Below are 12,220 nucleotides of genomic sequence, written 5' to 3' on the forward strand. Positions count from 1 at the left end.
TTAATAATTGTTTTTAGTTTGTTAAATAATTTATGATTGATGTTGTTGAATAATATTTTTGAACAGCTTCTATTTGATTCATTTGAAATTTTAATTGTAATTCCTGAATATCTAATAGGTCATTAAAGTTTATAGTACCGGTCTCATAGTTTTTAATTAAAATACTTTCAGCATCTTTAGCTTGCTTTAAATTCTTAACCTGAGTATCGTAACTAATTTTTGCAGAAGCTCGATTGTTAATAGCTTTATCTAATATTGTTTGTAAAGCATTAAAACGGTCTTGTTTTTGAGCTGTTATTTCTTGTTGTTTCAATTCGTTTTGCCTTGTTTTCGACTTGTGTTTTTTATTAAAAATTGGAATTGATAAAGAAACCATTGGCATTACAATATCTTTTCCATTATCACTAAAATTCATATTTGGACGTTCAGATACTGCTACATAATCTAACCCTAAACCAAACATCGGTTTACTTTCTTTTTGATTTACTAACTCTGATTGCTCAATGGATTTATAAAGCTTATCATATTTGGTTAATTCTGGATGAATTTTTAAGTTTTCAGAGATAATTAAATCGTCTTGTAGAGGAATACTTAACAGGTCCACTATATTAATTTTAATCGCTTTATCTCTATTTAAAAGCTTATTAAAAGTAGTTTGTTCAGCTAAGTACTGCTGTGTTAAGATTTGTTTTAATTGTTCAAGTTCATTTTGACGCATTTGTAAACGTAAAACATCAACAGCAGAAGCTTTACCAACTTCTACAGAAGTTAAAGCTAAGGTTTCGTAGGTTTTAAGTAAAGTAATGTTTTCAGACAAAACCTTTTGCTTAGCTCTCATGCTATATAAATTATAATAAGATTGAGATACAGAAGCTATTAATTTTCGTTTTGTAATAAGAATATCTTCATATTTTGCATTTGCAAGAGAATTTATATAGTTTTCTCTAGCTGTTATAGTTCCAAACCAAGGAAGCATTTGCTTAGCAGATATTTTAAAACGTTGCGCTCCGGTTCTAGTTTCAGGTTCACTTAAAAAATAACCGAATCCAAATTCTGTATTAGGAAGTGTGTTTACTTCTTTTATTTTTTCTGAAGCTATTTTATATTTTAATTCAAACCTTTGAATTTTTGGATTGTTAGCTAAAGCTTCATCAACTAAAGTTGTTAATTGTTGAGAGTTCATCAAATGACTCAAGAAAATAGTTACTAGAGTCAAGATTGTTTTTATATGTAATCTATTATTCTTCATCACTTAAAAATGTTTTATGATTCATTTTCAGTTTTCCATTTTTTATTTCTTCTCTCCAACTATATAAAACAGGAACAATAAAATAAGAGGTTATATCTATAATCATTCCTCCAAAAATCGGAATTGCCATTGGTATCATTATATCACTTCCTCTTCCTGTAGATGTTAGAACTGGAAGTAAAGCTAAAATTGTAGTTACTGTAGTCATTAAACAAGGTCTGATACGTTTATTAGCTGCTTCTAAAGAAGCTAATCGAATGGAATTTTTATCGGTAGGTTGTTTTTCTTTAAATACTTGAGTTAGATATGTTGCCATAATAACACCATCATCAGTAGCAATACCAAAAAGTGCTATAAAACCTACCCAAACGGCCACACTTAAATTAATGGTTTTCATATTAAAGAGCTCTCTAATGTTTTCTCCTAAAAAGTTGAAGTTTAAAAACCAATCTTGTCCATATAACCATATCATAACAAAACCACCTGCAAAAGCAACAGTAATTCCTGTAAAAATCATTAACGAAGTACTTATAGAACGAAATTGAAAATAGAGTATTAAAAAAATTATTAATAAAGCTAGAGGAACTACAATAGCTAAAGTTTTCTCTGCTCGTAATTGGTTTTCATAAGTTCCAGTAAATTGATAATTAATACCTTTTGGTATTGATAATTCACCAGAATCTAATTTTTGTTGTATTAATTTTTGTGCATTTTCGACTACATCTACTTCAGCAAAATCTTCCAATTTATCAAATAGAACATATCCAACTAAAAAGGTGTCTTCACTTTTTATAACCTGTGGACCTTGTTCATATTGGATACTAGCTAACTCACTTAAAGGAATTGGACTACCTTTTTCAACAGGAATATAAATTTGTTCTAAATCGGTTGGATTAGCTCTTAATTCTCTTGGATATCGTACACGAATTCCATAGCGTTCACGCCCTTCAACTGTTTGAGTAATTTGCATACCACCGACAGCTACTTTTAAAACGTTTTGAACTTTTTCAATTGAAATTCCATAACGAGCTATTTTTTCTCTATCAATGTTTATTAATAAGTATGGTTTCCCTACAATCCGATCGGCAAAAACAGCTTCTTTTTTTACTCCTTCTACTTGTTTTAAAATGTGTTCTAGTTCTACTCCAAAAGCTTCAATTTGTTTTAAATCTTGACCTTTTACTTTAACCCCCATTGGAGCACGCATACCTGTTTGTAACATAACCAAACGTGTTTCTATAGGCTGTAGTTTAGGAGCAGATGTAACACCTGGTAGTTTAGTTACTCTAACAATTTCATTCCAAATATCATTAGGAGTTTTTATAGCAGGTCTCCAATTACGATAAAATTCACCATTGGTATCTTCAATTAGTTGTTGACTGATTATTTCAGAATTTATAGTTGCTTTATCTTTAGTATTGTTAGGATTAGCTATAAAACTTCCATTTTTTAATTGGAATAATCCCTCATTATTAACTTTGTAGCGTTGTCGTTCACCATGTGAGTTTAACATGTATTCTGGCTTATACAGAATAATGTTTTCATACATTGAGAGTGGGGCAGGGTCTAAAGCCGATTCAGTTCTTCCTGCTTTACCAACTACAGTTTTGATTTCAGGAATACTAGCTACTGCCATATCTAATTGCTGAAGTACTCGTTTATTTTCTTCAACTCCAGAATGTGGCATTGAAGTTGGCATTAGTAGAAAAGAACCTTCATTTAAAGAAGGCATAAACTCTTTTCCTGTATTTTTCATAATATAAAATCCGAAGACTACAATTGATGTTGGAATGGTTAAAAAAGCTAACTTGTTTTCTAGTGCCCATTGTAAAATTCGAGTATAATATTTTTGAAATAGGCTAAAGGTTCCTAACAATCCGAAGCAGATAATTGAAACGAAGACAAGATTTACAAAAATACTTTTATCAACACCTAAGGGTCTCCAATAACTAGCTAAAAGGAATACAATAGCTATTACACAAATAATAATATTAATTACGTTTTTAGAAATTGTATAACTAAAATTGGAAAAAGAAATTTGAAAAGCTTCTTGTTTAATGATAGTAGTAATTCCAAAACCTACTATTACTAATCCTAACCAATTTTCATATATAAGAATAAGAATTCCTAATACAATTAAAAGTCCACCAATAATATATTTAGAGGTTTTTCTAATCTCTCTTTTTCTAAATAGATAGGCTGCAAAAGGAGGAATTAAAAATAGAGCAATTACCAATGCAGCAATTAGAGCAAAAGTTTTAGTAAAAGCCAAAGGTCTAAAAAGTTTTCCCTCAGCTCCAATCATTGTAAATACAGGTACAAAACTTATAATTGTAGTCATTACGGCAGTAACTATAGCCCCAGAAACTTCTGCTGTAGCATTATAAACAATAGTATTTATAGGTAGTTTTTTAGTGTCTTCATTTAAATGTCGAATTACATTTTCAGAGAGAATAACACCAACATCAACCATGGTACCAATTGCAATAGCAATACCAGATAAAGCTACAATGTTTGCATCAACATTAAATAGCTTCATTGCTATAAAAACCATTAAAACAGCTACGGGCAATAATCCAGAGATGAGTATGGAAGCACGGAGATTAAACACCATTACAATGATTACAAAAATGGTGATTAAAATTTCTAAAGTTAGTGCTTCATTAAGTGTTCCTAATGTTTCTTGTATAAGCTCAGTTCTGTCATAAAAAGGTACAATGGTAACTTGTGATGTTTTTCCATTAGACAAAACTTTAGAGGGTAATCCAGTGCTTAACTCATCAATTTTTTTCTTAACATTGTTAATCACTTCCATTGGATTTGCTCCATATCTAGCTACTACAACACCTCCTACAACTTCTGCACCTTCTTTGTCTAAAATTCCTCTTCGGGTAGCAGGACCTAAAGAAACTTTAGCAATGTCTTTAATCTTAATAGCAGTATAGTTTTCTGAAGTAACAACAGCGTTTTCTATATCAGAAATTGATTTGATATAACCTAAACCACGAACTAAATATTCAACTTGATTAATTTCTAAAGTCTGTGCGCCAATATCTTTATTACTTTCCTTAATGGTTTTTACAATTTGGCTTAAACTAATCTTGTATTGACGCATCAATTCTGGATTTACATCTATTTGATATTCTTGAACATATCCACCAATAGAAGCAACTTCCGAAACCCCACTCGCTGAGGATAAAGCATACTTTACATAATAATCTTGAATACTACGTAACTCATGTAAATCCCAACCACCAGTAACATTTCCGTCTTCATCACGTCCCTCAAGAGTATACCAATATATTTGTCCTAAACCAGTTGCATCTGGTCCTAGCGTTGGATTTACATCTTTGGGTAATAAATTGCTAGGTAAGGAATTTAGTTTTTCAAGAATTCGACTTCGACTCCAATAAAATTCAATATCTTCTTCGAAGATGATATAGATACTAGAAAAACCAAACATTGAAGAACTACGTATGGTTTTTACTCCAGGAATTCCCAATAAAGAAGTAGTTAAAGGATATGTTATTTGATCTTCAATATCTTGAGGAGAACGACCATCCCATTTTGTGAAGATTATTTGTTGATTTTCACCAATATCTGGTATGGCATCAACAGCTACCGGATTATTAGGAAGAAAACCTAAGTTCCAATTAAAAGGTGTATTTATTACTCCCCATCCTAAAAAAAGGATAAGTAATAGTATGGCTATGAGTTTGTTTTCTATTAGAAATTTGATGCTCTTATTTAGCATTGCTTGTAATTTTTAAACTTTAGAAAATAGGTGCTTATAAAACACCGAATACAAAAAAGTACTCCAATGAATTAGTATTCATTAGAATAAAAGGATCTAAAATTTAAAAATCATATTAAATAAGTTTCGTCTAGCTTATAAATAGCCTTGACGACCAGTGGAGGAGTGTAATCTTTATAAGAGTTGTTATTGTTAGACTCTTTTATGAAAAGATTAGCATAAGTGTATACAAATGAAAGTGCAAATAATTGTTGTTTTTTTGTAAGAAAATCAAAAGATGTTTTTAATTCATCTTGGCCTTCAACACTAATTTGTTTATCGTTACAACAGTTTTTTTTAGAAATAGAACATTCTTTAGTAGAAGTTTTTTCCATTTCCATTCCGCAATTAGTAGCAGAACCAAACATGGTAGAGTCAACTAAAGTATCACCACAATAATGCATATCAATACTAAATGACATAGTAGAGAATACTACTACAAATGCCATTAAAAAAGATAACATTTTATGACCTGTTGATTTCATAAGTGATTACAAAGGTATAAACTTTTAAATTAATAATTAAAAAAATATGTTAAATAGCAATAAATAGAGAAGAAAAAGATAGTGTTTTAATAAAAAAGTGGGATAATCCCACTTTCAATTATTGTTACGACTTAAAAAGAAGAATCTCCGCCACATACTTGAACAAGTTCACAACGTACCTGATCTACATGACATTCACATCCTGGAGGACACCATAAGTAGTTTAAATTACATTGCGTGGATTTTCCTCCATTAATACTTTGTTGTTCTTTTTTGTTTAAAGTAGTACCTAAGTTTGAAATATTTTTTAACATATTATAAATTTAATTTTCTCAAACTTATATAAAAACAAAAAAAAAGATTAAGAAAAAACCGTAATAAAAGTAAGGGGTACCCATCATTTTGTAATAGTGAAATATGATTGATATTAAAAAAGAAGACTCCCTAAGGAATCTTCTTTTTAAATAAAGAGGAAAGTATTATACACTAATATTTAAACAATTAGAATTATAATTACCCTACTCAATTAAAGTGAATTTATTATAACAAAATACATCCACCCCATGCATAACATCTACATGGCTCTCTTAGTTCGTGTCCACCAGGTAGTGTAAGGCAACAAGTTGAAGGACCACATTGTTGCCAACCAATACCACCATTGATTGTTTTTTGTTCTTTTTTGTTTAAGATCGTACCTAAGTTTGAAACGTTTTTTAACATGATTAGTTTTTTTAAGTTTCTCAAATCTAGGTAGTTAATTTTTTAAATAGACTTAAAAAACCATAATAAAAGTATGGATTTACCTTACTTTTTTATATGGATGAAATTAATTTAAACAAATAAAAATGAAAAGAAGCTGTCCCCCCGGAGCACTTCTTTTCCTATTTTAACTAACTAATCAATCAATTTATTAAAAATGAAAAAACAAAACTTTTAAAATTATACTTCAAAGATAATAGGAGATAGAAGTGTAATTATTGATGTTTAGATGAAAGAACCAAAGATATAGATGAAGGAACTTTAAGGTTATTTGAAAATCTAGTTAGGCTTTAAAAAATAAAAGCGGGATAATCCCGCTTAAAAACTTTTTAAAATGGTTGTGGACAACCTTGTGGTAAGTGACAACACCAATCAGTACTTGAATCCGCACTAAAAGTACAATCAATTATAGTAAAACCTCCATTGATAGTTTTTTGTTCTGTTTTGTCTAGAATAGTTCCTAAGTTTGAAATGTTTTTTAACATATTATATAATTTTAATTTTTTCAAAACTATAAAATGAATGTAGGCTGAATGATGCTAATTCAAAAAAGCAAGTAACTAATGCATAAACGAGACTAAAGTTTAATTTGGTATGAAATAGAATAAAAAGCAATGAGGTATATTGTTAATTAATTTTAGGTGAATTCTCATTTTTATTCCCTTAAAACTCTGTGAAGTTATTCACCTAATTAATAATTAAAAAAACTCATTAATGAATTTTTTTTTGAAACTTTATAAAAATAGATTTTATGTATAAAGCTTTTAAAATTTTAATTTAATCAGGGGACCAAATTTAATTTATCCACACCTCATTGCCAGATAAATATAGTAAAAAAAGAATACACTTTTTATAAAAAGATAAAAAAGATTTAATAAGTATAAAAAAGAAAAGAAGTAATCCGTTTTTAAAGGATACTTCTTTTCCAAACTAACTAATCAAATAAACAAACTATAATGAAACTTTTATTTCGTAATCTATATGGTAAAGATACAATAGGGAGGTAGTTTGTATAAGTATTATTCGATAAGATGAATAAAGGTATAGGTGAAATGTATTTAAATTTAAGTGAATAGAAAATACTTTATATATAGATAATGGTAATTGGTAAGAATCGATATTTTTGTTTTATTAATTAATAAAAAAATATTATGAAAAGGACAATTAAAATTACAGCTATTATTGTAATTGGATTTAGTTTAGTCGTTAATGCTCAAGACAAAGTTTCTACTGAGAATGGAAATAAAACAGATTTTGTTTATAATAATGGAAAGGTAGGAATAGGAATAAGCACTCCAGATAAAAAGTTGACAGTGCTAGATAATATAAAAATTTTAAAATCAGGAAGTGGAAGGACTCAAGGAGATAAAGCAGAATTAATTTTTGGAGAAAAAAACTTAAATACTTATACAGGAAGTATAAGATTAGAAAATACAAATTCAAATCCAGGTTATGTGAATCCAAAAATGGTTTTTTCACTTCAAGAAAGAAATACATCAGAACTTAGCGAAGTTATTGATAGAATGACAATATCCCCTAGAGGTTATGTAGGAATTGGAACTTCAGATCCAAAATCTCAATTTCAAATAGCAGGAGGTTCAAATAACTGGGATGAATTTAAACAAGGTCATGTTTTAGGTACAATTCATTTAGATCCAGAGAATACTAGTGATAATTATGGGAATGCTATAACTTTTGGGGCTTCCGATGCTTATGATGGAGAAACAGCGCAAGCTGGAATTTATGTTAGAAGTGATGGAAGTTATGGTACAAAAATGTACTTTTCAACAACAAACTCTTATGTGGCTGGACCAAAAACAGCTATGACTATTGATGCAAATGGTAAGGTGGGAATTGGATTAGGAGCTTTTAACCCTAAATCTCAACTGTACGTTACTGGAGGTTCAAATGATTGGAACGAATTAAGTCAGGGACATGCTTTAGGAACTATTCACTTAGATCCAGAAAATACTAGTGATAATCATGGTAATGCTATAACATTTGGAGCTTCTGATGCTTATGATGGAGAAACAGCGCAAGCTGGAATTTATGTTAGAAGTGATGGGAGTTATGGTACAAAAATGTATTTTTCCACAACAAATTCTTATGTAGCAGGACCAAAAACAGCAATGTCTATTGATGCTTATGGAAGAATAGGAATTGGAACTACTACAACTGGAAACCATAAATTAGCAGTTGAAGGTTCAATAGGAGCTAGAGAAATTAAAGTAGAGTCATCAGGATGGTCAGATTTTGTTTTTTATAAGGATTATAAATTACCAAGTTTAAAAGAGGTAGAAAATCATATTAAAGAGAAAGGGCATTTAAAGGATATTCCAAGTGCAAAAGAGATAGAGGAGAATGGGTTTTATTTAGGAAAAATGGATGCAAAATTGTTACAGAAAATCGAAGAGTTAACTTTATATACAATACAACAAGAAAAGAAAATTCTAAGTTTAGAAAAACAAAAAGTAAAATTACAAAAGCAAGAAAAACAAATAGAAGAGCTAAAATTGTTAGTTAAAAAACTTCTTGAAAAGAAAAATTAATTTAGAGATAAAATAGGATAAACAAAAAATCAGCATTTTTATAAATGCTGATTTTTTTTATAAAGTAACCATGCTAATTAAATATTTAGCATTTTTGAAAGAATCCTTCTACACAACAATAAGCATGAATTGTAATACAGTGTACAGGGCTTGGAAACATACTATTACATCTTTTTCCTTCGCTTGGACATATACTTGAAAGTCCACCATTAATACTTTTTTGTTCAGTTGCTTTTAAAATAGAACCTAAGTTTGTAATGTTTTTTAACATGATGTTAGTTTTTTAAGTTTCTCAAAATTAGATATAAAGAAATCTAGAAACGTATAAAAAACCATAGTAAAAGTAAGGATATTCCATAATTCTTAACCCAAAAAAAGGAGTTCAATAAAGAACTCCTTCAAATTGTTAAATTAACTCATTAGTATTATCCCCATAGCACTAACAAAGTATATTAGTAAGACACTATAAAAAATAAAAAGTCACAAAATAAAAAAAAGCTCCCTGGGGAGCCATGAAAAATAAGGGGTGTCACAATTTTATATACATAAGACACAGTTATTTATGTTAAGTCACATATTGTTTAAAAAAGAAAAGAAGTTATCACCTCCAGACACTTCTTTTCTTATAATTAATTTATTTTAATGGGAAAACAAAACCTTTAATTACACTACAAAGATAATATTGGTTTGAGTTTTGTATTTATAAAATTAGTTGAAGAGTATTAAAGTATAGATGAATGAAGTGATTCTGATAATAAAAACGAGTTTTAACTCATACATAATTTAGGTTGTAGTATTTTATGCGTTTTTTTAGAAAGATTAAAATTTTAAGAAAAATATTATGATTTTAAGAAAAATATATTGTATATTGTATTTGTCTTATTGAGACGTCTTTAAGACTTCTTTTTCATAGCAATTTTCCCACTCAATTCTTTTGAGTGGGTTTTTATTTTTAAAATAGTTTTCTTTTTGATTAAGTATTATCTCTTAATAATTCTAGATATTTCTAATACTTGATTGTTGTCAAGATAGGTTGGGGTAACGCTATGTTATAGCTATTTTAGTATAAGGTATTATTCAAGAGATTAAAATATGTGAAAAATTAATTTAAAACTGCGGTAATACACTAAGTTCGTTCTCAACACAAAAAAATTCATTATTACTTATAAGTGATTGTACGTAGTAATCATAGTTAGCTTTTAGCTTATTATTCTCTTCTTGAAAATCTTTTTTTGTTTGAAGAATAATAACAACATCTGTTTCAGTTTCAAAAGGGTTTTTATTTGTATTAGAGTCGTAACCTAACTGTTCACCAATTTGATATTTCATAATAATATTTTTTTTACTATGCTCAAAAATAGGATATTGTAAAAAAAATAAAAAAGGAAAAACCGTAATTATAGTATGGTTTTTCCTTAATTATAAAGTACTTAAAAAAATATATTGTTTAAATAGATAAACAAATCTAATTTTCTATTTTCTCGAATAGAATAATTTTTTTTGAAAAATCAAAAGCAGAATTAACAACATCTTTATATAAATCATAGTATTTCTTATCAATCTCTATTAAGGGATACTTTTCCGAAATTGTTATATTTAATATGTTTTCATCAACTTTATAATTAGAAACGAATTGAGCAGCTAATTTTTCATTGACTTTGAAAGAAGAAGAGTCTTTTAGTTTTTCAAGGTTTTTAATAGTATACCCATTAGGAATATGAACCTTAATATTATATTTATATTCATTAGGGTAAGATAATTCTATAGGATTTATACGTTTTTCTTCTTGGTATAATTCACTTTGATTTCCTATTAATTTCCCTATATTAAAAATATAATTACCATTAACTTCTTCTAAATATTCTTCTGAAGAATATTCATAATCTATAATAAATGGGGTATTATTAATATTTAATTTAGGCTTATGGTTTTTCACAGAAAACTGAGTAAATTCAGCATCATTAATTCCAGAAGCAGCTTCCATATCTCTAAACTTTTCTATGTTATTTTTTATAAAATATTGATATGCCATTCTAGAGTTGTTGGCTCTATAACCTGTAGTGGTATATGTACCTTTTACTTTTACATTCAAAAGATCAAAGTCAAGATTAGTTTCAATTTTTCTATCTATTAAAGTATGTTTTATATCTCCAGTTGGTATATGGTCAAATTCATAATTATCGCTATTAATAAAAATTCCTTCATTATTACTATAACGCACAGGAGGATAACCTAATGAATGGTTATTTATAGATGGACATAAGAATTTCTTATTATGAGGGAAAAATAGCATAGCTATTTCTAAATTAGTATTTGTAAAAAAATCTTTATCAAACTTGTTATAAAACCTATTTGAAGTTAAAACAATTTTATAAGGAATTTTATAATAATTAAATAAAGAGGTGTAAATTTTAATTATACCTATTTGACTTCCCTTTTTTTGTTTAAAAATAGTTTTAATATTTTCAAAAATACTACCTCCTCTTTCTATTGTATAATTTTTATTTACATAATCAGAAACAGCAACAATTAAACTGTCTTTGTTATTAGTATTTGGAGAGTTTTTTTCAAAATCTGAAATTAGCTTCTTATATTTTTTTGGACGAACATTTATTAGATTATTCCTAACGGTAAAAGCAAAACTATTCCACTCATCATCAACACCTACTAAAGCAGGTTTGGTTAAATAGACTACTTTCATTCGATTGGCATCTGAAGTAGATTGTTTTTCGTCTATCATTGCAGGAATGTTTTCTGCAATAGCAGTATATGCATACTTCTTACCTGGAACTTTCTTTTTTTCTAGAGAAGGAAAACCATTATAACTTTTTACATTAGTAACAAAAAAAAATGGCTTTCTAATAATTACTTCAGCATTGTTTATCTTATAATCTTTTTGAACTAAAATAGTTCCAAGGGTAGATAGGTTTTTTCTTAAGGTATAAATAATTTCTAGTTGAGTATTTTTCTCAACTCCTTCAATAGCAAAAATTTTATAACGTCCATAACCTTTTACATCCTTAAGCTCTTTAATGTTTTTTTTATTTAAATTTATAATTCTTCCGTCAGGAAAAATAACACGGGCTTTTATATCTATAATTTTTTCAACACTTCTCATAGGAATGTATACTCTGTTATGTCGTTTTATTCCTTTGTCATTATTTACTCTAACAATTCGATGGTGTGTATCGTATAAAGCTAATGGACCTATAAGAGGTTTGTGGTATTGAATTAAATGCTTTTCTTTAATTGCTACAGAAGAGAGTTTTTTATCTTCTTCCGAAAGTTTATGAAAAATAGGAGTTTTATCCCAATCATGAGATTTATATAATTGAGCAGATACTGTTACATTTATAAATAATAGTAATAGAAGTATTTTTTTCAT

At 28.2% G+C, this 12,220-nt stretch carries 10 protein-coding genes; 1 reads left to right on the forward strand and 9 read right to left on the reverse strand.

From position 1 onward, the window contains the following. Nucleotides 1–13 precede the first annotated feature (13 nt). The 6 genes from Q0958_RS04855 to Q0958_RS04880 all read right to left on the reverse strand — a co-directional run bounded on the left by Q0958_RS04855 (nt 14) and on the right by Q0958_RS04880 (nt 6,771). A complete protein-coding gene (locus tag Q0958_RS04855) occupies nt 14–1,249 on the reverse strand; it encodes a TolC family protein (RefSeq protein ID WP_299120394.1) in 1,236 nt (411 codons plus the stop codon). Further along, complete coding sequence (locus Q0958_RS04860; protein WP_299120397.1) at nt 1,239–5,003, reverse strand: efflux RND transporter permease subunit; 3,765 nt, start codon at nt 5,001–5,003, stop codon at nt 1,239–1,241. Before Q0958_RS04860 ends, Q0958_RS04855 begins: the two co-directional genes overlap by 11 nt. Before the next feature lie 110 nt (nt 5,004–5,113). After that, entirely contained in the window at nt 5,114–5,527 is a 414-nt protein-coding gene (locus Q0958_RS04865; protein ID WP_299120400.1) for a hypothetical protein, read from the reverse strand. A gap of 131 nt (nt 5,528–5,658) precedes the next feature. Further along, nucleotides 5,659–5,841 carry a hypothetical protein gene (locus tag Q0958_RS04870; RefSeq protein ID WP_299120403.1) on the reverse strand — a complete coding sequence of 61 codons (183 nt, stop codon included), beginning with the start codon at nt 5,839–5,841 and terminating at the stop codon, nt 5,659–5,661. A gap of 226 nt (nt 5,842–6,067) precedes the next feature. Then, a complete protein-coding gene (locus Q0958_RS04875; RefSeq protein ID WP_299120405.1) occupies nt 6,068–6,247 on the reverse strand; it encodes a hypothetical protein in 180 nt (59 codons plus the stop codon). A 368-nt stretch (nt 6,248–6,615) separates the two neighbouring features. Beyond that, nucleotides 6,616–6,771: a hypothetical protein gene (locus Q0958_RS04880; protein WP_299120407.1), complete on the reverse strand. Its 156-nt coding sequence runs from the start codon at nt 6,769–6,771 to the stop codon at nt 6,616–6,618. Nucleotides 6,772–7,437: 666 nt separating this feature from the next. On the opposite strand from Q0958_RS04880, the gene Q0958_RS04885 reads away from it, so the two are divergent. Next, nucleotides 7,438–8,835 carry a hypothetical protein gene (locus Q0958_RS04885; RefSeq protein WP_299120410.1) on the forward strand — a complete coding sequence of 466 codons (1,398 nt, stop codon included), beginning with the start codon at nt 7,438–7,440 and terminating at the stop codon, nt 8,833–8,835. An 85-nt stretch (nt 8,836–8,920) separates the two neighbouring features. Here the strand turns inward: Q0958_RS04885 and Q0958_RS04890 are convergent, their stop codons facing one another. From Q0958_RS04890 to Q0958_RS04900, 3 genes are all read right to left on the reverse strand, one after another. Further along, the gene (locus Q0958_RS04890) at nt 8,921–9,106 is read right to left on the reverse strand and encodes a hypothetical protein (RefSeq protein WP_299120414.1); all 186 of its coding nucleotides are present in this window, start codon (nt 9,104–9,106) and stop codon (nt 8,921–8,923) included. Nucleotides 9,107–9,942: 836 nt separating this feature from the next. Then, on the reverse strand, nt 9,943–10,164 hold the full coding sequence (locus tag Q0958_RS04895; protein WP_299120417.1) for a hypothetical protein: 222 nt from the start codon (nt 10,162–10,164) through the stop codon (nt 9,943–9,945). Nucleotides 10,165–10,300: 136 nt separating this feature from the next. Then, on the reverse strand, nt 10,301–12,220 hold the full coding sequence (locus Q0958_RS04900) for a DUF3857 domain-containing protein (RefSeq protein WP_299120420.1): 1,920 nt from the start codon (nt 12,218–12,220) through the stop codon (nt 10,301–10,303).

Origin of the sequence: uncultured Tenacibaculum sp. (assembly GCF_947499065.1) — a bacterium.
GTDB lineage: Bacteria > Bacteroidota > Bacteroidia > Flavobacteriales > Flavobacteriaceae > Polaribacter.

Bases quoted from the DNA above. Each gene is read 5' to 3' on its own strand.
- Q0958_RS04900 (WP_299120420.1), bottom strand. From the start codon at position 12,220: ATGAAAAAAATACTTCTATTACTATTATTTATAAATGTAACAGTATCT.
- Q0958_RS04865 (WP_299120400.1), bottom strand. From the start codon at position 5,527: ATGAAATCAACAGGTCATAAAATGTTATCTTTTTTAATGGCATTTGTA.
- Q0958_RS04890 (WP_299120414.1), bottom strand. From the start codon at position 9,106: ATGTTAAAAAACATTACAAACTTAGGTTCTATTTTAAAAGCAACTGAA.
- Q0958_RS04870 (WP_299120403.1), bottom strand. From the start codon at position 5,841: ATGTTAAAAAATATTTCAAACTTAGGTACTACTTTAAACAAAAAAGAA.
- Q0958_RS04885 (WP_299120410.1), top strand. From the start codon at position 7,438: ATGAAAAGGACAATTAAAATTACAGCTATTATTGTAATTGGATTTAGT.
- Q0958_RS04895 (WP_299120417.1), bottom strand. From the start codon at position 10,164: ATGAAATATCAAATTGGTGAACAGTTAGGTTACGACTCTAATACAAAT.
- Q0958_RS04855 (WP_299120394.1), bottom strand. From the start codon at position 1,249: ATGAAGAATAATAGATTACATATAAAAACAATCTTGACTCTAGTAACT.
- Q0958_RS04860 (WP_299120397.1), bottom strand. From the start codon at position 5,003: ATGCTAAATAAGAGCATCAAATTTCTAATAGAAAACAAACTCATAGCC.
- Q0958_RS04875 (WP_299120405.1), bottom strand. From the start codon at position 6,247: ATGTTAAAAAACGTTTCAAACTTAGGTACGATCTTAAACAAAAAAGAA.
- Q0958_RS04880 (WP_299120407.1), bottom strand. From the start codon at position 6,771: ATGTTAAAAAACATTTCAAACTTAGGAACTATTCTAGACAAAACAGAA.